Here is a 23,826-nt window from a genome sequence, read left to right as displayed (position 1 = left end):
TAGGGCGATGCGCGTCGCGGTGGTGGCCGGGCCAGATCCCGGGCACTCCTTTCCCGCGATCGCGCTGTGCCGACGTTTCTCCGCAGCCGGCGATACGCCGACCCTGCTGACCGGCACCGAATGGCTGGAAACCGCACGCGCGGCCGGCGTCGACGCCGTCGAGCTCGCGGGACTCGACCCCACCACGGAAGACGACGACCGGGACGCCGGCGCCAAGATCCACCAGCGCGCCGCGCGGATGGCCGTGCTCAACCTTCCGCAGCTACGGGAGCTGGCGCCGGATCTCGTGCTGTCGGATGTGATCACCGCATGCGGCGGGATGTCGGCCGAGCTGCTGGGAATCCCGTGGATCGAATTGAACCCGCATCCGCTGTACCTGCCGTCGAAGGGTCTGCCGCCGCTGGGTAGCGGGCTCGCGCCCGGCACCGGTGTCAGGGGCCGGCTGCGGGACGCCGCGATGCGGGCGCTGACCGCGCGATCCTGGCGCGCCGGCATACGCCAGCGCGCGGAGGTTCGCGTCGAGATCGGTTTGCCCGCAACCGATCCCGGGCCGCTGCGGCGGCTGATCGCCACGCTGCCCGCCTTGGAGGTGCCGCGCCCGGACTGGCCGGCCGAAGCCGTCCTGGTGGGTCCGCTGCACTTCGAGCCGACCGAGCAACTGCTGCCGATCCCGCCCGGCTCCGGGCCGGTCGTGGTCGTCGCGCCGTCGACGGCGCTGACCGGGACGCACGGGATGGCCCAGACCGCCTTGGATGCCCTGGTGCCCGGCGCCGGTTTGCCCGCCGGCGCGCGATTAGTGGTGTCGCGGCTGAATGGTCCGGACCTGACGGTGCCGCCGTGGGCGGTGGCCGGACTGGGACGGCAAGACGAACTGCTGGCGCATGCCGACCTAGTGATCTGCGGCGGCGGGCACGGAATGGTGGCCAAGACACTGCTGGCCGGTGTGCCGCTGGTGATGATTCCCGGGGGAGGGGATCAGTGGGAGATCGCCAATCGGGTGGCGCGCCAAGGCAGCGGGAAGCTGGTTCGGCCGTTGACGGCCGAGGCACTTGTCAGCGCCGTCGATAAGGTGCTCTGCACGCCGAGCTACCGGGGCGCTGCCCAGCGTGCGGCGGCCGGCGTCACCGATGTCGCCGACCCGGTAAGGGTGTGCCACGAAGCGCTCGCACCCGCTGGGTAACTTGGTCGGCGTGCGCCTGACGGAATTTCACGAGCGAGTGACCTTGCGTTTCGGCGCGACCTACGGCGCTTCGGTGCTGTCCGATCACGTGCTGACCGGTTTCGACGGGCGCACCGGCGCGCAAGCGATCGAGGACGGCGCCGACCCGCGCGACGTGTGGCGGGCGCTGTGCGTCGACTTCGACGTCCCCCGCGAGCAGTGGTGACTCGACCGAGGCGGCACCGGCCCGAAGCTCCGTCCGCGACGAACTCTCTATGCGTGTATTTCGTGTACGAAGTACTCAGGGTGTGCAACCGAATGCGGAGGCTGGAATGAATGCTGCGACTTTTCGCTGGCGAGCGATCCTGGCGGCTGGCCTGGTAGTGGTGGGACTCGCCGCGACGGTGTTCCTCGTCCGATCTTCCGTGATGCCGTCCGCGAGCGCGTCGAGCGCAATTCCGGCACCCACGGTCGACGAACCGGCGACGGGGCGCCCCAACGCTGAGACCGCGGTTCTGGCCGGTGGCTGCTTCTGGGGTGTGCAGGGCGTCTACCAGCACGTCAAGGGGGTGAACGCGGCCCAATCCGGGTACGCGGGAGGCGACGCGGCGACAGCTAATTACGAGGCAGTCACCACCGAGACCACCGGGCACGCCGAGACGGTACGCATCACCTATGACCCGACTCAGGTTACCTACGGCCAGCTGTTGCAGATCTTTTTCGCCGTCGTGCATGATCCGACCGAACTCAACCGTCAGGGACCCGACGTGGGCCCTTCGTACCGTTCGGTGATCTTTGCTCAGAACGATACCCAACGGAAGATTGCGGATGCGTACATCGCCCAGCTGAACCAAGCGGGCGCCTTCCCCGCGCCGATCGTCACCAGCGTGTCGTCGGCAGCCCAGTTCTTCCCCGCGGAGGCCTACCACCAGGACTTCTTCGACTTGAATCCGAACAACCCGTACATCGTCCAAAACGACTTGCCCAAGTTGGACGCGCTCAGGTCGACGTTCCCGGACCTATACCGCGGCTAGCCGGCGCTGCTTCTCGCCGGCAATACGGCGCGCCTACTTGTCATCGAACACATGTTCGTTAATGTGGTCGGTGTTCGACGGTCAGATGCTGGTCAGGGCGCTTGTCAGACCCTGCCTCTAGCGTCGCGGCCAACTGATCGATACCGGTCAACCGAACAACGACTACACCGAGAGGTAGCACCATGACGCAAGCCCCTGACCGCGAGAAGGCCCTCGAACTGGCGATGTCCCAGATCGAGAAGAGTCACGGCAAAGGTGCGGTGATGCGCCTCGGCGACGAGGTGCGCCAGCCGATCTCGGTCATCCCGACCGGGTCGATCGCCCTGGACGTCGCCCTAGGCATCGGCGGCCTGCCGCGCGGCCGGATCGTGGAAATCTACGGTCCGGAGTCCTCGGGTAAGACCACCGTCGCCCTGCACGCGGTGGCCAATGCCCAGGCCGCCGGCGGCATCGCGGCGTTCATCGACGCCGAACACGCGCTCGACCCCGAGTACGCCAAGAATCTGGGCGTCGACACCGATTCGCTGCTGGTCAGCCAGCCCGATACCGGTGAGCAGGCACTGGAGATCGCCGACATGCTGATCCGTTCCGGCGCGCTGGACATTCTGGTCATCGACTCGGTGGCCGCGCTGGTACCGCGGGCGGAGATCGAAGGTGAGATGGGCGACAGCCATGTCGGCCTGCAGGCCCGGCTGATGAGCCAGGCGCTGCGGAAAATAACTGGGGCACTAAGTAATTCGGGCACCACCGCGATCTTCATCAACCAGCTGCGCGAGAAGATCGGAGTGATGTTCGGGTGCATGAACTATGCCACCCGAGTCACCTTGGCTGATGGCACTACCGAAAAGATCGGCAAGATCGTCAACAACAAGATGGACGTCGAGGTGCTGTCCTACGACCCGGCTACCGACCAGATTGTGCCCCGCAAAGTAGTGAACTGGTTCAACAACGGACCGGCCGAACAGTTCCTCCAGTTCACCGTCGAAAAGTCGGCTGGCAACGGCAAGTCGCAGTTTGCGGCGACACCTAACCACCTCGTTCGCACACCCGCCGGCTGGGCTGAAGCCGGTGACCTCAACACCGGAGATCGGGTGCTTGCGACCGAACCCCATCTGCTCAGCGACCAGCAGTTCCAGGTTGTGCTCGGGTCATTGATGGGCGACGGCAACCTGTCGCCCAACCTGCGCGACCGCAACGGTGTCCGGTTCCGGCTAGGACACGGCGCCAAGCAGGTGGAGTACCTACAGTGGAAGACCGCATTAATGGGCAACATTCAGCACGCGGTGCGAGAGAACGCCAAGGGCGCGAGTTTTGTCGACTTCACTCCGCTGGCAGAGCTCGCCGAGTTGCAGCGCGCGGTGTACCTCGGGGACGGCAAGAAGTTCTTCTCCGAGGAGTACCTCAAGGCGCTGACGCCGCTGGCCCTGGCGATCTGGTACATGGACGACGGCTCATTCACCATACGTTCCAAGGGATTGCAGGAACGCACTGCTGGTGGTAGCGGCCGCATCGAGATCTGCGTCGAGGCCATGAGTGAAGGCACGCGGCTGCGGCTGCGTGACTACCTGAGCGACACTCATGGGCTAGATGTTCGTCTGCGTTCTGCCGGCTCGGCCGGCAAGGCGGTGCTGGTGTTCTCCACGGCAGCGACAGCGAAGTTCCAAGAGCTGGTGGCGCCTCATATGGCGCCGTCCATGGAGTACAAGCTGTTGCCGCGGTTCCGCGGGCGCTGCCAAGTCACGCCTCAATTCGTCGCACCGACGCAGCGGTTGGTGCCGGCTCGGGTGCTGGATGTGCATGTCAAGCCGCACACTCGGTCGATGAATCGATTCGACATCGAGGTCGAAGGCAATCACAACTACTTCGTTGACGGAGTGATGGTGCACAACTCGCCCGAAACCACAACGGGTGGTAAGGCTTTGAAGTTCTACGCCTCGGTCCGACTGGACGTTCGGCGCATCGAGACGCTCAAGGACGGCACCGACGCGGTGGGCAACCGCACCCGCTGCAAGGTGGTCAAGAACAAGGTGTCGCCGCCGTTCAAGCAGGCCGAGTTCGACATCCTCTACGGCAAGGGCATCAGCAGGGAAGGCTCGCTGATCGACATGGGCGTGGATCACGGCTTCATCCGCAAGTCCGGGTCGTGGTTTACCTACGAGGGCGAGCAGCTGGGTCAGGGCAAGGAGAACGCCCGCAACTTCTTGATGGAGAACGCCGACGTGGCCAACGAGATCGAGAAGAAGATCAAGGAAAAGCTCGGCATTGGCGCGGTGGTGACCGATGGCTTGACCGATGACAGCGTCTTGCCCGCCCCCGTCGATTTCTGAGCCGTCTCGCGAGGAGCTGGCGCGGGCGTTGTGCCTGCGCCTGCTCACCGCGCGGGCACGCACCCGCGCCGAGCTGGCCGGCCAGCTGGCCAAGCGCGGCTATCCCGACGACCTCAGTGCCCGGGTGCTGGACCGGCTGACTGACGTCGGGTTGCTCGACGACGCCGACTTCGCCGAACAGTGGGTGCACTCCCGCCGGGCGAACGCGGGAAAAGGTAAGCGCGCGTTGGCCGCTGAACTGCACACCAAGGGTGTCGACAACGACGTGATCACCTCGGTGCTCGGCGGCATCAACCCCGCCGCCGAGCGCGGCCGGGCCGAGCAGCTGGTGCGGTCCAAGCTGCGGCGCGAGAAGCTCGGCGACGACGACGCCCGGGTGAGCCGCCGGCTGGTGGCGATGCTGGCGCGCCGTGGGTTCGGCCAGACGATGGCCTACGACGTGGTCAGCGTCGAGCTGGCCACTGAACGGGAGCGCAGGCGCGTCTAGGCGCGCAGCGAATCCGCCGTACCATGGCCCCGTGACTTCGACGGTGGTTCCGAACGCGGCGAGAGGAGCGGCTCCGCCGCGGGAGTACGCGTCGTCGCGCACCTACGAGGTCCGCACCTACGGATGTCAGATGAACGTCCACGACTCGGAGCGGTTGGCGGGTCTGCTGGAGGCGGCCGGTTATCGGCGCGCTCCCGACGGCGACGACGCCGACGTCGTGGTCTTCAACACCTGCGCGGTGCGAGAGAACGCCGACAACAAGCTCTACGGCAACCTCAGCCATCTGGCCCCGCGCAAGCGCAGCGACCCGGACATGCAGATCGCGGTGGGCGGCTGCCTGGCCCAGAAGGACAAAGACACCGTGCTGCGCAAGGCGCCGTGGGTCGACGTCGTCTTCGGCACCCACAACATCGGATCGTTGCCTACGCTGCTGGATCGGGCGCGGCACAACAAGGTTGCCCAGGTGGAAATCGCCGAGGCACTGCAGGAATTTCCGTCCGCACTGCCCGCGGCCCGCGAATCTGCCTACGCCGCTTGGGTTTCCATCTCGGTTGGCTGCAACAACAACTGCACCTTCTGCATCGTGCCGTCGTTGCGGGGCAAGGAGGTCGACCGCAGCCCGGCCGACATCCTGGCCGAGGTGCGGTCGCTGGTGGAGACCGGCGTGCTGGAAATCACGCTGCTGGGCCAAAACGTCAACGCATACGGCGTCTCGTTCGCCGACCCGCGGTTACCGCGCAATCGTGGCGCCTTCGCCGAACTGCTGACCGAATGCGGACGCATCGACGGACTGGAGCGGGTGCGGTTCACCTCGCCGCATCCGGCCGAGTTCACCGACGACGTCATCGACGCGATGGCACAGACGCCGAACGTCTGCCCCGCCCTGCACATGCCGCTGCAGTCCGGGTCCGACCGGATGTTGCGCGCGATGCGGCGGTCGTATCGCGCTGAGCGTTATCTCGGCATCATCGAGCGGGTGCGGGCGGCGATGCCGCACGCGGCGATCACCACCGACCTGATCGTCGGCTTCCCCGGCGAGACCGAGGAGGACTTCGCCGCGACGTTGGACGTCGTTCGACGGGCCCGCTTCTCCGGTGCGTTCACCTTCCAATACTCAAAGCGCCCCGGCACTCCCGCCGCCGAACTGGACGGTCAGCTGCCCAAGGCCGTCGTGCAGGAACGGTATGAACGCCTGGTGGCGCTGCAGGAACAGATCGCGTTGGAGGAGAACCGCCACCAGGTCGGACGGACCGTCGAGTTGCTGGTGGCCACCGGCGAGGGCCGCAAAGACAGCCGCACCGCGCGGATGAGCGGACGCGCGCGAGACGGTCGCCTGGTGCATTTCACGCCGGGCACTCAGCAGGTGCGTCCGGGCGACATCGTCACGACGATCATCACCGACGCCGCGCCGCATCACCTCATCGCCGACGGCGACGTCATTACCCACCGCCGCACCCGCGCCGGTGATGCTCACGCCTGCGGGCAACGTCCGAGCGGCGTCGGTCCGCCTGGCGACGATGCGGACGAGGGACGAGTCAGAGGAGGAGCCGGGCCATTAAACCTCGGCATGCCGGGAGTGGGGCAACCGGCTGCGGCGGAGGAGCCGCTGGGGTGCACTCGATGAGTGAAAGCGGGCGCAACAAGGGCGAATTCGACGCCTTCCGGGATGATATCGAAGCGGCAGAGCGGCGAATCGCCCGTGAAATCGAGCCGGGCGCAAGGGCTTTGGTCGTTGCCATCCTGGTATTCGTGCTGATTGGGTCGTTCATCTTGCCGCATACCGGTCACGTGCGCGGATGGGATGTGCTGTTTTCCACCCATGGTTCCGGGGCGGCGGCGGTGGCGCTGCCGTCACGGGTATTCGCCTGGCTGGCACTGGTTTTCGGCGTCGGCTTCTCGATGTTGGCGTTGTTGACCCGACGCTGGGCGTTGGCCTGGGTGGCCCTGGCGGGCTCGGCGGTGGCCAGCGCTGCCGGGTTACTGGCCGTTTGGTCACGGCAGACCGTTGCCGCCGGTCATCCCGGACCCGGTGTCGGTCTGGTCGTGGCCTGGATCACGATCATCCTGTTGACGTTTCACTGGGCGCGGGTGGTGTGGTCGCGCACGATCGTGCAACTTGCCGCCGAGGAGCAGCGTCGTCGGGCGGTCGCGGTCAAGCAGTCCCGGACGCTGCTTGAAACTCTCGACGATTCCGAGCAGACCCAGGCGCCCGACGACAACGGCAACGAGTCCAGCTAGGGCTTGCGGGTCAGCGCATCCGCGGCGGCGTCGGCCCATTGCCGCCACTGCTCGGCATTCGCCTTGGCCTCTTCGGCTTCCTTGCTGCGCCCTGCCGCCTCGGCCTTCTGGGCTTGGCGTTCGAACTGCTCGGCACGTGCCTGGAACTGCTCGGCGCGGGCCTGCGCCTGGGGGTCGGACCAGTCCGATTCGCCGGCGTCGCGCACTTTCTTCTCGACTGCGCGCAGCCGCCGCTCGAGCTCGGCCGACCGCTCCCGCGGCACCTTGCCGATCGCGTCCCACTTGTCGGAGATCGACCGCAGCGCCGACCTCGCGGCTTCGTGGTTGCTCGTGTCGAGCTTTTCCGCCTCGACCAGCAGCTGCTCCTTGGCCGTGGCGTTCGCGTGCAGTTCGCTGTCTCGTTCGGCGGTTGCGGCATTACGCGCCTTGAAGAAGGTGTCCTGAGCGGCCTTGAAGCGGTGCCACAGCGCGTCATCGACATCGCGGGCCGCACGCCCGGCGGCCTTCCACTCGGTCAGCAAATTGCGGAACGCGGCGCTGGTCGCGCCCCAGTCCGTCGAATCGACGAGCTCTTCGGCCTGTACGCAGAGCCGTTCCTTGGCCTCGTGGGCACCCGTCCGCTCGCGGTCCAATTCGGCGAAATGGGATCCGCGTCGCCGGTTGAAGGTTTCCCGCGCAGCCGAGTAGCGCTTCCACAGCGCGTCGTCGGTCTTGCGGTCCAAACCGCTGATCGTCTTCCATTCGTCGAGGATCGCGCGCAGCCGATCGCCGGCGGCTTTCCACTGCGTCGAGGTATTGGCCAGCTCCTCGGCTTCGCCGGCCAGTGCCTCCTTGCGGGCGGTTTGGGCCGCGCGATGCTCGTCGCGACGGGAGCGGTCGGCGGCGGCGGCAGCTTCGGCTCGCTCACCGATGCCGGCAAGCCGTGCGGCCAGCGCATCGACATCCCCGAGCACATGCGCCGACGGCAACGTCTCGGCCAGGCTGGCGGCGGTCGCCTTGATCTTTCGGGCGTCGCCCGTGCCGGAGGCCAGGCGCTCTTCCATCAGCGTGATTTCGGTGCTCAAGTCGTCGAATCGTCGACCGAAATGGGCGAACGCGGCTTCGGCGTCGCCGGCCTGCCACGACCCGATGACCCGATCGCCAGCGGCGGTGATCAGCCATACCGTTCCGTCGGCGTCGACGCGTCCGAATCGATGTGGGTCATTGGGCAGCGGCCCCGCGACTGGGTGAGGGTGAGGACGGGATGACGGTTTGGGCCCGGGCCGCGGTCCCGGCCGCGGGGTGGGCCGGGGTCCGTTCTGTGTTTCTTCAGGCGTCATGGGGTGCCGTCACCTAACCCTTCGCGCGGTTGTTGGCCGCGCACCTGCCGCGCATTGCGGCGCCGTCAACTGCATTCGTCGGGCACCAGGAGTGCCCCAGGAGTATTGAAGCAGCTTGTTGCGCGGTGCGTTCCGAGTTGGCACTGCAGCCCGTTTTCCCCTGCCCACGGCAGCGTCTGCGTCACCGCCTCGGACTACCGCAATAACCGGGCCCTCGCAGCTTGTGCCTGCGCCGCTGCCCGTCTCCAGCGCCATAGGGTATCCCTGGAAACAGGTGGTAAACGGGCGGTGTAGATAGCCGGTTGCGGGCTGGCCGTCGGCGAGGAGATCGGGCATGTCGAAAGCGGATTTCGCCGCTTTGATCGCGCTGTGCGCCGCGCTGGCGTCCGCGATCGGCGACGTGGTCCGTCAGCGGTCGGCGCAGGAAATCACCGATAAGCAGGTTGGCCACCTCGAGCTGTTCCGGTTGTCGGTGCGCGACAGGCGGTGGTGGCTCGGCGCCGCCGGCGCGGTCGCCAATTACAGCCTGCAGGCGGGCGCGCTGGCGCTGGGTTCGGTGATGCTGGTGACGGCGCTGCAGGTGACGTCGCTGCTGTTCGCGTTGCCGATTTATGCGCGGCTGGCTCATCACCGGGTCACCCGGTCGGAGTGGATGTGGGCGGTGCTGCTGGCTGCCGCATTGGCGGTCCTGGTCACTGTCGGTGACCCGAGCGCCGGCAACGACCGGGGTTCGCTGCAGACCTGGGTGGCGGTGGCCGTAGTGCTGGGTCCGATCTTGGTGTTGTGCGTGCTCGGCGCGCGGCTGTGGTCGGGCGGGCCGGCCGCGCCGGTGCTGCTGGCGGTGGTGGCGGGCTCGTCGCTGGCGCTGTTCGCGGTGCTGACCAAAGGTGCCGTTGAGGCGGTCGAAGGCGGTTTTGGGGCATTGCTGCGGGCGCCCGAGACCTACGCTCTGATACCGGCCGCGTTGGCCGGGATGATCTTTCAGCAGTCGTCGTTCCGTGCCGGTGCGCTGACCGCCTCGCTGCCGACAGTGACTGTGGCGAAGCCGGTGGTGGCGTCGCTGCTCGGGGTGCTGGTGCTCGGCGAGACGTTGCGCGTCGGCGGCCCCGAGTCGTTTGTGCTGATCGCCGCCGCGGTGGTGGTTGTCGTCTCGACCATTGCGCTGGCTCGCGGCGAGGCTGCCACCATCGCGGCCGGCGCCGGACGTGATGTGATCGTTACCCAGAGGGCGCCGTCGTAACGTTAGCTATTTGCCGGACATTTACTGTTAAGCGTGAGTTTGGCATTTGCTGTGGCGCGGCGCGCCGAGGCCTTGGATTCCCCGCTCAGTAGCCTGTGCATGGAACAGTTGGTCGGGAGTCGCTGAGGAGGTCGCCCATGGGGAGTGCGAATGTGGTCGCCGCACTGCTTGCCTTGGGCGCCGCCCTGGTATCAGCGATCGGCTCCGTCATCCGGCAGCGTTCTGCACACGAAATCGTCGACAAACCGGTCGGCGCGTGGGAGCTGTTCCTGCTGTCGGTGCGCGACACCCGGTGGTGGTGGGGCGCGGTGGCCGCGGTGGCCAATTACGCTCTGCAGGCCGCGGCGCTGAGCCTGGGGTCGGTGATGTTGGTGACCGCGCTGCAGGTGACGGTGTTGCTGTTCGCGTTACCGATCAACGCGCGGATCACCCATCACCGGGTAACCGCTCGGGAATGGTTCTGGGCGGCGGCGCTGGCGGCCGCGGTTGCGGTCATCGTCATGGTCGGCAATCCGACGTCCGACCAGCAGCGCGCCCCGCTGGAAACCTGGGCGGTGGTGGCGATTGTGATGGGCCCGGCATTGGTGTTCTGCGTGCTGGGCGCCCGAATCTGGTCAGGTGCCGTAGCCGCGGTGTTGCTGGCAGTGGTGGCCGGCTCGTCGCTGGCGCTGTTCGCGGTGCTGACAAAGGGTGTTGTCGAAGCGAGCGAAGACGGCGTGGGGGCGCTGCTGCGCGCGCCCGAATTGTATGCCTGGCTCGCCGTCGCGCTGGCCGGCATGGTGTTCCAACAGGCGTCTTTTCGCGCCGGCGACCTCACGGCGTCGTTGCCGACAATGACCTTGGCGAAACCGTTGGTGGGATGGATCTTGGCCATCACCGTGCTCTCGGAGAGCGTGCGCGTCGACGAGGAGACATTGTTGGTCTTGTTGGCGGCGGTGATCGTGATGATCATGTCGACCGTGGCGCTGGCTCGCGGCGAGGCCGCGACGATGGAGGAGTTCGGCACGGGGCGGTCGAAGGCCATTGGGCAACCCCTTTCGCCGTCGGAACGTTAGTTTGATGGCGTGTTGAGCACTATCGCGATCATTCCGTCTGCGCCGGTGCTGGTCCCCGAGCTCGCCGGAGCGGCGGCCGACGAGGTGGCCGAGCTGCGGGCGGCCATGATCGCCGCTGTCGCGGCCCTGCCGCCACGCTGGGTGGTCGTTGGGGTGGCGGCCACCACCGACGTCGTGGTAGGCCCGGACGGCGTTGGGACGTTTGCGGGTTTCGGTGTCGATGTGGTGGTGCGGCTCTCGCAGCAGGCAACCGGTCAGCCGGTCGAGCTGCCGCTCTGCGCGTTGATCGCCGGGTGGATGCGGGATCAGGCGCAGCCAGATGCTCGAGCCGAGGTCCGTGCGTACGCCGCAAACCACGATGCTGACGCTGCGCTGGCCCTCGGCAGGCAACTGCGCACCGAGATCGGCGCGGCGGACGAGCCGACGGGCGTTCTGGTGAGCGCCGACGGCGCCAACACGTTGACCCCGGCCGCCCCGGGTGGATATCGCCCCGCTGACGTTGATGTTCAGCTTGCCCTAGACGATGCGCTGGCCAGCGGCGACGTGGCCGCGCTGAGCCGGCTGCCCGAGCAGGTCATGGGGCGGGTGGCCTTCGGTGTGCTCGCGGGTCTCGCCGAGCCGGCACCGCGATCGGCCAAGGAGCTGTACCGGGCGGCGCCTTACGGCGTCGGGTACTTCGCCGGTGTCTGGCAGCCGTGAGGCCGCTGGCGATCGTCGGCCCGACGGGCACCGGTAAGTCGCAGCTGGCCCTCGACGTCGCAGAGCGGCTCGGCGGAGAAATCGTGAACGCCGACGCGATGCAGTTCTACCGCGGGATGGACATCGGCACCGCGAAACTGCCTGTCGCGCAACGCCGCCGCATCCCGCATCACCAGCTCGACGTCCTCGACGTCACCCAGACCGCGACCGTCGCCCGCTACCAGAGCGCCGCGGCTGCCGACATCGAGGCGATCGCGGCCCGGGGGAGGGTGCCGATCCTGGTCGGCGGGTCGATGCTCTACATCCAATCGCTGCTCGACGACTGGTCGTTCCCGACGACCGACCCGGCGGTGCGGGCGAAGTGGGAGTTGCGGCTTGCCGAGATCGGGGTGGGGAGCTTGCACGCCGAGCTTGCCGGTCGCGACCCGGCGGCCGCGGCTTCGATCCTGCCGACCGACGGCCGGCGCATCGTGCGTGCGCTTGAGGTCGTCGAACTCACCGGTCAGCCGTTCGCCGCGTCGGCACCCGTGATCGGCACACCGCGCTGGGACACCGTGATCGTCGGATTGGATTGTGATACTGAGCTTCTCGACCAGCGACTGACCGAACGCACCAACACGATGTTCGATGATGGTCTGGTCGACGAAGTGGTCAGACTGCTCGGATGCGGGCTGCGTGACGGCGTGACCGCGTCGCGAGCGTTGGGTTATTCGCAGGTGCTCGCCGACCTCGACGCCGGCGGCAACGGCGACGCCGCGCGGGAACCGACGTTCATCGGCACCCGCCGCTATGTGCGGCGCCAGCGGTCGTGGTTTCGCCGTGACCACCGGATCCATTGGCTGGATGCCAGCGCGGCCGACAATGCGGACGCGGCGGTGCGCGCCTGGCGCCACGTATCCTGAGCAGGTGATATTTGCCAAGGGTCACGGCACGCAGAACGACTTCGCGTTGCTGCCCGATCTGGACGCCAAGCTGACGCTGACGCCCGCGGTGGTGACTGCGTTGTGCGATCGGCGTCGTGGACTCGGCGCCGACGGGGTGCTGCGGGTCACCACCGCGGGTGCGGTGCTGGCTGCGGGGCTGCTGGATCGCGTGCCCGACGGCGTGACCGCCGACGACTGGTACATGGACTACCGCAACGCCGACGGGTCGACGGCGCAGATGTGTGGCAACGGCGCGCGAGTATTCGCTCATTACCTGCGCGCCAGCGGCTGGGAATCCCGCGACGAGTTTATCGTCGGGTCACTGGCCGGCCCCCGACCCGTCGTGCTGCATCACGTCGATGCGACCAACGCCGACGTCAGCGTCGACATGGGCAAATCCAACGCGTTGGGCCAGGGGCAGGCGGTCGTCGGTGGCCGCGCCTTCAGCGGGCTGGCCGTCGACGTCGGCAACCCGCACCTGGCGTGTGTGGACCCTGAATTGACCCTCGAGGCACTGGCGGCTCTGGACGTCGCGGCGCCGGTGACGTTCGACAAGGCGCAGTTCCCCGAGGGGGTCAACGTCGAGGTCCTGACCGCGCCGGCCGACGGCGCGGTCAGCATGCGGGTGCACGAGCGCGGCGTCGGCGAAACCCGTTCGTGCGGCACCGGAACGGTCGCCGCTGCGGTGGCTGCACTGTCCTATGCCGGCGCGGCCAGCGGCACGCTGACCGTGCGGATACCGGGCGGCGATGTCGTCGTCACCATCACCGAGGCGACCAGCTACCTGCGTGGGCCGTCGGTGCTGGTCGCTCACGGGGAACTCAGCGAGGAATGGTGGCAGGCAGCGCAGCGTTAATTCGGGTGCATGTAGCCGTTTTGGCGTGCACCATCTAATTACCTATGACGTATCCAGATTTTCCCGACCAATTGCCGCCCAGCACGGGTGAACTTGCTCTCGACGACCGTTCGGCGTTGCGCCGCGTCGCCGGGCTATCCACCGAACTCGCCGACATCTCTGAGGTCGAGTACCGGCAACTGCGCCTCGAGCGGGTCGTGCTGGTCGGCGTGTGGACCGAGGGCAGCGCCGCGGATGCCGATGCCAGCCTCGCCGAACTGGCCGCACTGGCCGAGACCGCCGGTTCGCAGGTGCTCGAAGGCATGGTCCAGCGTCGCAGTAAGCCGGATGCCTCGACCTACATCGGCTCGGGCAAGGCGCAGGAGCTGCGGGAGGTGGTGCTGGCCACCGGTGCCGACACCGTCATCTGCGACGGCGAGCTGTCCCCGGCTCAGCTGACCGCGCTGGAGAAGGCCGTCAAGGTCAAAGTCATCGACCGCACGGCGCTGATCCTCGACATCTTTGCCCAGCACGCCACCAGCCGCGAAGGCAAGGCCCAGGTGACGCTGGCGCAGATGGAGTACATGTTGCCGCGGCTGCGCGGTTGGGGTGAATCGATGTCGCGGCAGGCCGGTGGCCGTGCCGGCGGCAGCGGCGGCGGCGTGGGTCTGCGTGGTCCAGGTGAGACCAAGATCGAGACCGATCGTCGCCGCATCCGCGAGCGAATGTCGAAGCTGCGCCGCGACATCAAGGCGATGAAGCAGGTCCGCGACACTCAGCGCAGCCGCCGACTGGACAGCGATCTGCCGTCGATCGCGATCGTCGGCTACACCAACGCCGGCAAGTCAAGTCTGCTCAATGCGTTGACCGGAGCGGGGGTGCTGGTGCAGGACGCGCTGTTCGCCACCCTGGAACCCACCACTCGCCGTGGCGAATTCGACGATGGGCGTGCGTACGTGGTCAGCGACACCGTCGGTTTCGTGCGGCATCTGCCGACCCAGTTGGTCGAGGCGTTTCGCTCGACGCTGGAAGAGGTCGTCGACGCCGACCTGCTGCTGCACGTCGTCGACGGCTCCGACGTCAACCCGCTGGCGCAGATCAGCGCCGTGCGGCAAGTGATCTCCGAAGTGATCGCCGATCATCACGGCGATCCGGCGCCGGAGCTGCTGGTGGTCAACAAGGTCGATGCCGCAAGCGATTTGGGGCTGGCCAAGCTGCGCCGCGCGCTGCCCGCGGCGGTATTCGTCTCGGCGCGCACCGGGGATGGCATCGACGCGCTGCGTCGGCGGATGGCCGAGCTGGCGGCCCCCACGGACACCGCCGTCGACGTCGTAATCCCTTATAACCGTGGTGATTTGGTGTCTCGCGTGCACGCCGACGGCCGGGTGCAGCAGACCGAGCACACCAACGACGGCACCCGAATCCGTGCGCGCGTGCCGGTGGCGCTGGCCGCCAGCCTGCGCCAATTCTCGGCGAACGGCGCTCACTGAGGCCCGTCCGGCCGCTTGCGTGCCGTCGTTGCCACCCTAGCCGCAGAGAGCGGAAACGCCGGAAGGCGAAAAGAACAAACAAAGTTATTCAGCGAGCGTTGAGGAATTTAACGTTCCGTTGGGTCGATCTCAGTCGGCCATGTCGTACACGTCTTCGGCAGGTGCCGCCAGGACTCGCTGCGCAAGCTCTGCTTTGAGCTGGTCCAGGTGTGCTTCTTGGGTCTGACTGCGATCGGATTTGCCGGCCAGGTCGATGAATTCAGCCGTGACGAAGCCGGGGCGCAGCAACAGCGTCGCCGAGCGGCCTGCGATGGTGATTTGGAAGACGAAACTCTGCAGCAGCCGTCCCCGACGGGGTCGTGCCAGTGCCGGGTCAACCGTGTAGCGGCCGTCCGTCACCGCACGGGTGACGGCCTCGAAGCCGTCACGTGCTCCCGGTCCTTGAAAGGCGGTGCGGATGAGGACCGATCGCCGCTGCGGCGGTTGGTTTGGGGACAACGCCGCAAATGCCCGCTGCATCACTTTGAAGGCATTCGCCACGCCGGCCGGCGAATACGGCCCGGCGTAGCACAGCATGTCGGTGTAGGAGAATTCGAGCAGCTGTCCGCGTTCTTCCACCAGGAGCGTTTCGTCCACGTCGCTGACTGTAAGCCCGGGTAGGCACCGCGGGCCGCCCAACCATCCGGTTGGTAGTTGGTATATCTTGGGCGGCAGAGTCCCAAGCCCTGCCGGAGGTCATCCATGGGTAGTGCCGTCAAATACCAGCGCACGCTGTTCGAACCCGAGCATGAATTGTTCCGCGAGTCCTACCGGGCGTTTCTGGACCGCCACGTCGCCCCCCATCACGACGAATGGGAGAACGCGAAGATCGTCGACCGCGGGGTGTGGCTGGAGGCCGGGAAGCAAGGCTTCCTGGGCATGGCGGTGCCCGAGCAGTACGGCGGCGGCGGCGACCCTGACTTCCGCTACAACACGATCATCACCGAAGAGACCACTGCGGGCCGTTACAGCGGCATCGGGTTCGGACTGCACAACGATGTGGTGGCGCCCTATCTGCTGCGATTGGCCAACGACGACCAAAAAGAGCGCTGGCTACCGAAGTTCTGCACCGGCGAGCTGATCACCGCGATCGCCATGACCGAGCCGGGCACCGGCAGCGATTTGCAGGGCATCAAGACCCGCGCGGTCAAGCAGGGCGACCACTACGTGCTGAACGGGTCGAAGACGTTCATCACCAACGGCATCAACTCCGACCTGGTGATCGTGGTGGCCCAGACTGATCCGGACAAAGGTGCGCAAGGCTTTTCGCTGCTGGCTGTCGAGCGTGGCATGGAGGGTTTCGAGCGCGGCCGGCACCTCGACAAGATCGGCCTGGACGCCCAAGATACCGCCGAGCTGTCATTCACCGACGTCAAGGTTCCCGCCGAGAATCTGCTCGGTGAGGAGGGCATGGGCTTCATCTACCTGATGCAAAACCTGCCGCAGGAACGGATTTCGATCGCGATCATGGCCGCCACCGCAATGGAGACGGTGCTGGAGCAGACCCTGCAATACACCAAGGAGCGCAAGGCTTTTGGCAGGTCGATCGGAAGTTTCCAGAACAGCCGATTCCTGCTGGCCGAGTTGGCGACCGAGGCCACCGCGGTCCGCATCATGGTCGACGAGTACATCCGCCTGCACCTCGACGAGAAGTTGACTGCCGACCAGGCGGCGATGGCCAAGTGGTATTCCACCGAGAAGCAGGTATACCTGATCGATCGCTGCCTGCAGTTGCACGGCGGCTACGGTTACATGCGCGAATACCCAATTGCGCGAGCCTATCTCGACGCGCGGGTGCAGACGATCTACGGCGGCACCACCGAAATCATGAAGGAAATCATCGGCCGTAGCCTGGGCGTTTAGCCGAGGCCGTCGGCCGTAGCCTCGGCCTCCAGCTGGAGCCTGAGCGTCGTGCGCAACGACGGGCTGCAAGACCGCGATCAACGCGGCGCCAAAAAATGAATCCGCGGTGTACCGACATCGCCAAGAGGATGCCGAAATAACAGCACTCTCTGCGCGGCGATCCACGGCACAGCGAAACTACTCACGATGAACAGAAAGAGTCGTTGCTGACGTAACAAGCGAAGTATTCGACGCCCATAGGTGTCCCGCCGAAGGCCCAGATGTCAAAACCGAACGCGATCGCGATTCCGGTAAAGGGCCGACCACACCGCCGCTTCGCGCAACGTCGGCGTGTGGCGTGCGGACGCTGAACAGGTCGTCGACCAGGACGAGCCCGGCGATCATGGACCAGACCGCTCCGGAAGCCACCCCGGTATCGGGCGCAGTGACGCAAAATTGAAGGAGCAGAATGCGACACCAAGTAACGATGTGAAGATCATTTCAGCGTCGACGTGATATCCCTTCCGTAGGGTCTTCGATATGACATCGCAATTGCCGTCGGCCGGACCACTGTTGTGCCGGCCCGCCGAGCGGTTGCAACTGGTGGGGCGGCCGCCGGGAGGTGTGATGGCAGGGCACAAACGTCGATCTGGCACGTTCGTGGCGCGTGCGATGGCGCTGGCGGCAGCCTTTGGGCTAAGCACGGCGCTATTCGCGCCAGTCGCGTCGGCATCTCCGATTGGCGATGCCGACAATGCGATGACCGCAGCGTGGAAGGACGCCGGCGGCGACAATTCGGATCTCGGCGCCAAACAGGGTGAGGCATATGCCGCGGGCGCAGGATTCGCCCAGGACTTCGTGCACGGCAAGATGTTCTTCACGCCGGCGACCGGCCCCAGGTCGATGTCGGGCGCAATCCTGGACAAGTACGAGGCTCTGGGTGGCCCGGCCGCCAGCGACCTGGGCTTTCCCACCATGAACGAAGCGCGCGGGCTGGCGGGACCCGACAGCCGGGTCAGCACCTTCTCGGCCAGCGACAAGCCGCTGATCTACTGGACCGCCGAGCACGGGGCCTTCGTGGTCCGCGGGGCGATCAACGCCGCGTGGGACAAACTGGGCAGCTCCGGTGGTGTGCTCGGCGTTCCGGTCGGCGACGAAACCTACGACGGGGAAGTCGCGACTCAGGCATTCAGCGCCGGCCGAGTGTCATGGAACCGGCTGACCAAAGCCTTCACCACCGTCCCGCCCAACCTGGCGGGAGGGCTCAGCGACCTGCAAGTACCCATCGATCCGACCGCGGCCATCAACATGGCGTGGCGTGCGGCCGGCGGCCCCTCCGGCCCGCTGGGTGCCAAACAGGGCGATCAGTATCCAGTGGGCGGCGACGGGCTGGCCCAAAACTTCGCCGGCGGCAAGATCTTCTTCAGCCCGGCCAGCGGCGCCAACGCCGTCGAGAGCGACATTCTAACCAGGTACGAGGCGCTGGGCGGCCCGGGCGGCAGCCTCGGTTTCCCGATCGCCAATGAGGCCGACGGCGGTCTCAAGTCGGCCAGCCGGGTGGGCGCGTTTGCCGCCGCCGACAAGCCGGTGATCTTCTGGACGCCCGAGCACGGCGCGTTTGTGATCCGCGGCGCCATCAAAGCGGCGTGGGACAAACTCGGGGGAGCCGCCGGCAAGCTGGGCGCGCCCTTGAGCGATCAGACGGCGAACAAGCACGTGCTTACGCAGAAGTTCACCGGTGGCCAGATCTCCTGGAACCAGGCGAAGAACACGTTCAGCACCCAGCCAGCGAACTTGGCATCGTCACTGTCCGGCCTGCAGGTGCCGGGGCAGAAGACGCCGGCTGGTGCGACGTCGAGCGGCGGCGGCCTCAGCGCGGTGAACTGGCGTCGGTGGTTGCTTCTGGTCGGCGTCCCGGCGCTGGTCCTGGTCGGGATCGCCGGACTGGTGGGGTGGGGGTGGCGTCGACGCCGTGCCGGACGTGACGGCAAGGCCATCGAACCTGGCGACGAGCCCGTAACGGAGTCTGTTTCCCGCTGGTCGCCGGAGGCCGACAGCGATCTCGCGTCGTCGAGCTTGTCCGACGGCTACCGGGCGGCACTGCGTCCGCGAACCGTCCGCCTGCCCAGTCAGTCGGCCAGCACCGGGATGCCGCCTGGGCACGCCGAATTGGTCGACGAGCCGACGTCCCGCGAAATCGCAAGTCCCGCAGAGTTCTCCGCGTTGGACGAAGACCTGGACGAGCACTTCGACCAGCACCTTGACGAACAGTTCGACGAGCACCTTGACGAGCGTTTTGACGAACACTTCGATGAGCACCTTGACGAGGATCCCGACGCAGTGGACACGGCGCCGACGGGGATCCCAATACTGGGCGAAGTCCGAGGCGGACGACACGCAGCAGCGGACATCGACGAAGACACCACCCACTTCACTGCGGCTACGCCAATTGCGGCCGGCCAGTTGGCGATTCACCTTCCGATGGATGACCCCTACCAGGTGCCGGAAGGATACCCCGTCAAGGCCAACGCCAGCTTCGGCGTCTACTACATGCCCGACAGTGAGCTATATGAGGACACGCTCGCCGAAATTTGGTTCGCCACCGAAGAAATCGCGCAAGCGAACGGGTTCACCAAAGCCGACTAGCCGACCGGGCCGCAGCAGCTAGATCTTGCGGATCACCGTGACGACTTTGCCGAGCACGGCGGCGTCGTTGCCCGGGATGGGATCGAAGGCCGGATTGTGCGGCATCAGCCAGACCTGGCCACCGGTGCGCTTGAAGGTCTTGACGGTGGCCTCCCCGTCGATCATCGCCGCCACGATGTCGCCGTTGTCAGCCACGTTCTGCTGACGGATCACGACCCAGTCACCGTCGCAGATCGCGGCGTCGACCATCGAGTCACCGACCACCTTGAGCAAGAACAGCGCGCCCTCGCCGACGAGTTCTCGCGGCAGCGGAAAGACGTCCTCGACGGCTTCCTCGGCAAGGATCGGGCCGCCGGCCGCAATACGTCCCAAGACGGGAACGAAGGTCGGTTCGGGCAGCGCGTCCGAGCCCGAGACGTCGGTTAGAACCGGCGGCCTCGCGGTGTCGTCGGCGCCGCGAACATCGACCGCGCGCGGGCGGTTGGGGTCGCGGCGCAGATAGCCCTTGCGCTCAAGCGTGCGCAATTGGTGGGCCACCGAGGAAGTCGACGTCAGACCGACCGCATCGCCGATTTCCCGGATACTCGGGGGATATCCGCGAGTGGTGACCGAAGCCCGGATGACGTCCAGGATCGTGCGCTGCCGCTGCGTGAGCCCCGAATCCCCAGATCGCGCACCGCGCTCGGGGCCGCCGCCCGTTGTATCGCTGTCGCTCATACGGACGAATGTAGCCGCACCCGGCGTCGATATCAAACATGTGTTCGAGGCGTGTCGGATTTCTCGCCCCGCTGCGGTGCGAAAGTTGTCGGTGGGGCGCCCTATCGTCTGCTGTGTGTGCAACAGTTCGATCACATGTTCGGAATTCGAACACACTATCGATTATGCTTCGAACAAGTGATCGAACCTAGCTGACTGGAGGAACGCACATGATGCCCATCGAGACGATCTCACCCAGCGCGCCGATCCGCTGTCGGCCGGTCCGGGTGCGTCCCGCAGGCCACCGTGGCCGGCCCGGATCACAGGGTCCGCAGCCGTCGAGGCCGGTCGCGTCGCCCCCGCGTTACCGCGGCACCGGAGTGTTGATGTCGACGGCGCCGCATCGGCCACGTCCGATCACGCCGGCGACCACCGTGGGGCTGGCAATCCTCGCCGCGCTGATCACCGTGTGGCTCGGGCTGGTGGCGCACGTCGGAGACATGCTGCGTAGTGACTCCGACCAGAAGGCGGCTCACATTCCCGACCGGCTCGCCGTGGTGCGGGTCGAACCAGGGGAGACTCTGCAGCACTTGGCGGCCCGGGTGGCACCCGACGCGCCGACCGGTCAGGTCGCCGCGCGCATCCGCGAACTCAACGATCTCGACTCCGCCACGGTGACCGCCGGTTCGACGCTGATCGCACCGGTGGGCTGAGGGTTCCGCCGTGCAGCGCCGAAACCCGCGTGGCTCAATGGTCGTCGATAACTGCCGTGACGGCCGCGGATACCGGGCGCGACCTCCGATGACGCTAGGTCCGCGGGGACCGCGCAGGTACGCTCGGGGTGGTCTCAGACATCCCGTTGTCGGCGCGGCGAAGGAGCGGTCATGCACTGTCCGTTCTGTCGCCATCCCGATTCCCGGGTGGTTGACTCCCGGGAGACCGACGAAGGTCAGGCCATTCGGCGTCGCAGGTCATGCCCCGAGTGCGGGCGGCGATTCACCACGGTGGAGACCGCGGTGCTAGCGGTCGTCAAGCGCAGCGGCGTCACCGAACCGTTCAGTCGGGAGAAGGTGATCAGCGGTGTGCGCCGGGCCTGTCAGGGTCGCCAGGTCGACGACGATGCGCTGAACCTACTGGCCCAGCAGGTCGAAGATGCGGTAAGGGCCAGCGGCTCACCGGAAGTCCCCAGCCACGAGGTCGGGCTGGCGATCCTCGGTCCGCTGCGAGAACTCGACGAGGTGGCCTATCTGCGATTCGCCTCGGTGTACCGGTCCTTTTCGTCTGCAGACGATTTCGAGCGCGAGATCCAGGCGCTGCGCGCCCACCGCGAGGTGTCCGCTTCCGGTTGATCGGTCCGTCAACAGTCTCGAGAAAACTTTCCGTAGGTAGTGTCGGGGCATGACCCGAGTTCTGCGAACCCAGGTCTGTGTCGTCGGTGGCGGTCCCGCGGGCCTGGTTCATGCTCTGTTGCTGGCCCGCGCCGGCGTCCAGGTTGTTGTCTTGGAAAGGCACAATGACTTCCTGCGCGACTTCCGCGGCGACACCGTGCATCCGACCACCCTGCGGATCATGGACGAGCTGGGGTTGATCGATGAGTTCTTGCGTCTACCGCACACCAAGATCACCCGCGTTGCCTTCGACACCGACGGCTCACTTCGCACTTTCGGTAACTTCGCCGCGCTCAAATGGCTGGGCTTCAAACAGCCGTACATCGCGTTGATGCCGCAGTGGGACTTCCTCGACTTTCTCGCCGAAAAGGCAAGTGCTTACCCGGAATTCACCTTGATCCGCAACGCCGAGGTCAAGGATGTGATCGTCGAGGGTGGTCGGGTCGTCGGGGTGCGCACGCCGGAACTGGAGGTGCGTGCCGAGCTGGTGGTCGGCGCCGACGGGCGCGCATCGGCAGTGCGCGCCGCGGCGGGGTTGGAGATCGCCAGCGCGGCCTCCCCGATAGACGTCTTGTGGTTCCGGCTGAAGTGGCGCCCGGGCGATCCTCAAGAGCTGGTCGGAGTACTCCGTAGGGGCCTGCTGATGGCCATGATCTACCGGGGTGACTACTGGCAGGTCGCGCATGTCATGCCGAAGGGCCAGAACCCGCGAGACGGCTCACTGGAGGCGTTCAAAGAGCGTCTGGTGTCCGCGCAGCCGAAGTTGCGCGAACACGTCAACGATTTGCACTCCTGGGACGACACCAGCCAGCTCGATGTACGGGTGGATCGGCTCAAGACATGGTGGCGCACGGGCCTGCTGTGCATTGGCGATGCCGCGCATGCTATGTCACCGGCCGGTGGAATCGGCATCAACCTCGCTGTTGCTGATGCTGTGGCCGCGGCCAACATTCTCTGTGCGCCGCTGCGCGAAGGTCGGTTGATAGATGCCGACCTCGCCAAGGTGCAGCGCCGGCGCGAGTTACCCGCTCGGATCATCCAGGCCGGTCAGGTATTCATCCAGAACAGGGCGGCCGAACCGTATTTGACCGGTGACCTGTCGCCGATCCGTATCCCGAAGTTCGTGGGCCGCGGTCCGTTGCAGTACATCCCGCCGATTGTCGTCGGTCGGGGCTTCCGTCCCGAGCATGTACGCACGCCGGACATCCACGCTGGCTAGGCTGGCCGGATGGCGCCTGAACTGCACCCCGACCTGCAAGAGCTCGCTCCGCTGCTCGGCGCATGGGAGGGTCGTGGGTCCGGGGAATACCCCACAATCGAGCCGTTCGAGTACCTCGAGGAAGTCGCGTTTTCCCATGTGGGCAAGCCGTTTTTGGTGTACGGGCAAAAGACCAGGGCCGCGACGGACGGGAAGCCGCTGCACGCCGAGACGGGATACCTTCGGGTACCGCGACCCGGTCACGTTGAACTGGTGCTCGCACACCCAAGCGGCATCACCGAAATCGAGGTCGGCACATACACTGCCGACGGCACGACGATCGATCTCGAGATGACTACCTCGAATATCGGTCTGACACCGACCGCCAAAGAAGTGACCGCCCTTGGCCGCCGCTTCCGAGTGGACGCCGACGAGCTGTCGTATTCACTGCAGATGGGTGCGGTCGGACAACCGGTGCAACACCACCTGGCCGCGGTGTTGCACCGTAAGAGCTGAGCGGCACGGTCCGAAAGCAAGGAGACGATAGCGTGGACGTCGAAAATGCGGCCTACCCAACGGCTTCCCGCGTCGAAGCATTGATGGCCGACGATTCCGGCGGTCCTGTTGTGATGGTCAACTTGCTCACGTTCCGGGCTAAGGCGGTCTATCCCGACGGACGCCCCAGTGACCTGACCGGCCGCCAGGCCTACGACCTCTACGCCGCGCCGATGCAGAACGTCATCGAACAAGGTGGCGGAAAGGTGCTGTTCGGCGGCGATATCGCCTCGTTGGTGATCGGCGATGTCGAGGATCTGTGGGACACCTGCGTGCTGGTCGAATATCCTTCGGCCGCCGCATTTGCCGCGATAGTGACGTCGCCGGAAGTCGCGGAGATCGGCGTCCACCGCGCCGCCGGGCTCGAGGGGCAGTTGCTGATCCGCGCGACGCAAATGGCGCTCTAGACGAAGTGCGTGACGCCGTCATCGACGACGCGACCGGCGACCTGCACCCAGCCCTCCGGGCTCCAGGTGGTCTGGATCACCGATCCCTTGCCCTGGGTGATGGTCAAGTCGCGGCTGAGATATTCGGTCATCCGCACGGCGGCGAAGCCCGTCGCTTCGTCTTCCGCCACACCGAGATTGGCCGCGAACATCCGCGAGCGCAAGGACCCGGCTGACTCATCAATCCACGTCCACAAGTAGTGCGGCACA

The 23,826-nt window shown here is 66.4% G+C and carries 24 protein-coding genes; 20 read left to right on the top strand and 4 right to left on the bottom strand.

Going from position 1 to position 23,826, the window contains the following annotated elements; translation table 11 throughout:
* The first annotated feature begins 7 nt into the window (after positions 1 to 7).
* From VKI00_RS24380 to VKI00_RS24350, 7 genes are all read left to right on the top strand, one after another.
* Positions 8 to 1,180 (top strand): glycosyltransferase, encoded by a 1,173-nt coding sequence (locus VKI00_RS24380; RefSeq protein WP_324442086.1) that lies wholly within the window; start codon positions 8 to 10, stop codon positions 1,178 to 1,180.
* A 10-nt stretch (positions 1,181 to 1,190) separates the two neighbouring features.
* Entirely contained in the window at positions 1,191 to 1,385 is a 195-nt protein-coding gene (locus tag VKI00_RS24375) for a DUF3046 domain-containing protein (RefSeq protein WP_414687279.1), read from the top strand.
* A 106-nt stretch (positions 1,386 to 1,491) separates the two neighbouring features.
* Positions 1,492 to 2,193 (top strand): peptide-methionine (S)-S-oxide reductase MsrA, encoded by a 702-nt coding sequence (gene msrA / locus VKI00_RS24370; RefSeq protein ID WP_324442082.1) that lies wholly within the window; start codon positions 1,492 to 1,494, stop codon positions 2,191 to 2,193.
* A 182-nt stretch (positions 2,194 to 2,375) separates the two neighbouring features.
* Positions 2,376 to 4,520 (top strand): intein-containing recombinase RecA, encoded by a 2,145-nt coding sequence (recA, locus tag VKI00_RS24365; RefSeq protein ID WP_324442080.1) that lies wholly within the window; start codon positions 2,376 to 2,378, stop codon positions 4,518 to 4,520.
* Positions 4,486 to 5,007, top strand: coding sequence for a recombination regulator RecX (recX, locus tag VKI00_RS24360; RefSeq protein ID WP_324442078.1), 522 nt, complete (start codon positions 4,486 to 4,488; stop codon positions 5,005 to 5,007). The genes recA and recX overlap by 35 nt, the downstream gene beginning before the upstream one ends.
* Positions 5,008 to 5,038: 31 nt before the next feature.
* Complete coding sequence (miaB, locus tag VKI00_RS24355; RefSeq protein WP_414687278.1) at positions 5,039 to 6,631, top strand: tRNA (N6-isopentenyl adenosine(37)-C2)-methylthiotransferase MiaB; 1,593 nt, start codon at positions 5,039 to 5,041, stop codon at positions 6,629 to 6,631.
* Positions 6,628 to 7,245, top strand: a complete 618-nt coding sequence (locus VKI00_RS24350) for a hypothetical protein (protein WP_324442076.1) — start codon at positions 6,628 to 6,630, stop codon at positions 7,243 to 7,245. The genes miaB and VKI00_RS24350 overlap by 4 nt, the downstream gene beginning before the upstream one ends.
* On the opposite strand, the gene VKI00_RS24345 is transcribed toward VKI00_RS24350, so the two are convergent.
* A complete protein-coding gene (locus VKI00_RS24345) occupies positions 7,242 to 8,564 on the bottom strand; it encodes a DUF349 domain-containing protein (RefSeq protein WP_324442074.1) in 1,323 nt (440 codons plus the stop codon). The two genes, VKI00_RS24350 and VKI00_RS24345, sit on opposite strands and share 4 nt — an antisense overlap.
* Positions 8,565 to 8,898: 334 nt before the next feature.
* On the opposite strand from VKI00_RS24345, the gene VKI00_RS24340 reads away from it, so the two are divergent.
* The 6 genes from VKI00_RS24340 to hflX all read left to right on the top strand — a co-directional run bounded on the left by VKI00_RS24340 (position 8,899) and on the right by hflX (position 14,806).
* Positions 8,899 to 9,804 carry a DMT family transporter gene (locus VKI00_RS24340; protein ID WP_324442072.1) on the top strand — a complete coding sequence of 302 codons (906 nt, stop codon included), beginning with the start codon at positions 8,899 to 8,901 and terminating at the stop codon, positions 9,802 to 9,804.
* A 137-nt stretch (positions 9,805 to 9,941) separates the two neighbouring features.
* Entirely contained in the window at positions 9,942 to 10,859 is a 918-nt protein-coding gene (locus VKI00_RS24335) for a DMT family transporter (protein WP_324442070.1), read from the top strand.
* A gap of 9 nt (positions 10,860 to 10,868) precedes the next feature.
* The gene (locus VKI00_RS24330) at positions 10,869 to 11,558 is read left to right on the top strand and encodes a hypothetical protein (RefSeq protein WP_324442068.1); all 690 of its coding nucleotides are present in this window, start codon (positions 10,869 to 10,871) and stop codon (positions 11,556 to 11,558) included.
* Positions 11,555 to 12,460: a tRNA (adenosine(37)-N6)-dimethylallyltransferase MiaA gene (gene miaA, locus VKI00_RS24325; protein WP_324442066.1), complete on the top strand. Its 906-nt coding sequence runs from the start codon at positions 11,555 to 11,557 to the stop codon at positions 12,458 to 12,460. Before VKI00_RS24330 ends, miaA begins: the two co-directional genes overlap by 4 nt.
* 4 nt (positions 12,461 to 12,464) lie before the next feature.
* On the top strand, positions 12,465 to 13,337 hold the full coding sequence (dapF, locus tag VKI00_RS24320; RefSeq protein ID WP_324442064.1) for a diaminopimelate epimerase: 873 nt from the start codon (positions 12,465 to 12,467) through the stop codon (positions 13,335 to 13,337).
* A gap of 44 nt (positions 13,338 to 13,381) precedes the next feature.
* A complete protein-coding gene (hflX, locus tag VKI00_RS24315) occupies positions 13,382 to 14,806 on the top strand; it encodes a GTPase HflX (RefSeq protein ID WP_324442062.1) in 1,425 nt (474 codons plus the stop codon).
* A 129-nt stretch (positions 14,807 to 14,935) separates the two neighbouring features.
* Here hflX and VKI00_RS24310 read toward each other — a convergent pair whose 3' ends face one another.
* Positions 14,936 to 15,442, bottom strand: a complete 507-nt coding sequence (locus tag VKI00_RS24310) for a hypothetical protein (RefSeq protein ID WP_324442060.1) — start codon at positions 15,440 to 15,442, stop codon at positions 14,936 to 14,938.
* A gap of 105 nt (positions 15,443 to 15,547) precedes the next feature.
* Between VKI00_RS24310 and VKI00_RS24305 the strand changes: the two genes are divergently transcribed.
* Positions 15,548 to 16,708 (top strand): acyl-CoA dehydrogenase family protein, encoded by a 1,161-nt coding sequence (locus tag VKI00_RS24305; protein WP_324442058.1) that lies wholly within the window; start codon positions 15,548 to 15,550, stop codon positions 16,706 to 16,708.
* Between the two features lie 606 nt (positions 16,709 to 17,314).
* Positions 17,315 to 19,333 (top strand): hypothetical protein, encoded by a 2,019-nt coding sequence (locus tag VKI00_RS24300; protein ID WP_414687280.1) that lies wholly within the window; start codon positions 17,315 to 17,317, stop codon positions 19,331 to 19,333.
* A gap of 18 nt (positions 19,334 to 19,351) precedes the next feature.
* On the opposite strand, the gene lexA is transcribed toward VKI00_RS24300, so the two are convergent.
* A complete protein-coding gene (gene lexA / locus VKI00_RS24295) occupies positions 19,352 to 20,050 on the bottom strand; it encodes a transcriptional repressor LexA (protein ID WP_324442056.1) in 699 nt (232 codons plus the stop codon).
* Positions 20,051 to 20,259: 209 nt separating this feature from the next.
* Here lexA and VKI00_RS24290 point away from each other — a divergent pair, with 209 nt between their 5' ends.
* The 5 genes from VKI00_RS24290 to VKI00_RS24270 all read left to right on the top strand — a co-directional run bounded on the left by VKI00_RS24290 (position 20,260) and on the right by VKI00_RS24270 (position 23,577).
* Positions 20,260 to 20,742, top strand: coding sequence for a LysM peptidoglycan-binding domain-containing protein (locus VKI00_RS24290; protein WP_324442054.1), 483 nt, complete (start codon positions 20,260 to 20,262; stop codon positions 20,740 to 20,742).
* 171 nt (positions 20,743 to 20,913) lie between these two features.
* Positions 20,914 to 21,378, top strand: coding sequence for a transcriptional regulator NrdR (gene nrdR / locus VKI00_RS24285; protein ID WP_324442052.1), 465 nt, complete (start codon positions 20,914 to 20,916; stop codon positions 21,376 to 21,378).
* Between the two features lie 49 nt (positions 21,379 to 21,427).
* Positions 21,428 to 22,636, top strand: a complete 1,209-nt coding sequence (locus tag VKI00_RS24280) for an FAD-dependent oxidoreductase (protein ID WP_324442050.1) — start codon at positions 21,428 to 21,430, stop codon at positions 22,634 to 22,636.
* 9 nt (positions 22,637 to 22,645) lie between these two features.
* On the top strand, positions 22,646 to 23,131 hold the full coding sequence (locus VKI00_RS24275) for a peroxynitrite isomerase (protein ID WP_324442049.1): 486 nt from the start codon (positions 22,646 to 22,648) through the stop codon (positions 23,129 to 23,131).
* Between the two features lie 32 nt (positions 23,132 to 23,163).
* Positions 23,164 to 23,577, top strand: coding sequence for a DUF1330 domain-containing protein (locus VKI00_RS24270; RefSeq protein WP_324442047.1), 414 nt, complete (start codon positions 23,164 to 23,166; stop codon positions 23,575 to 23,577).
* Here VKI00_RS24270 and VKI00_RS24265 read toward each other — a convergent pair.
* The coding region (locus VKI00_RS24265) for a PhzF family phenazine biosynthesis protein (RefSeq protein WP_324442045.1) at positions 23,574 to 23,826 on the bottom strand (253 nt) is incomplete at its 5' end. The genes VKI00_RS24270 and VKI00_RS24265 overlap by 4 nt on opposite strands.

This window comes from Mycobacterium sp. (assembly GCF_035314665.1).
Lineage (GTDB): Bacteria > Actinomycetota > Actinomycetes > Mycobacteriales > Mycobacteriaceae > Mycobacterium.
Note: the sequence above shows the minus strand (reverse complement) of the source record. Positions and strands in the feature narration are given on the sequence as shown.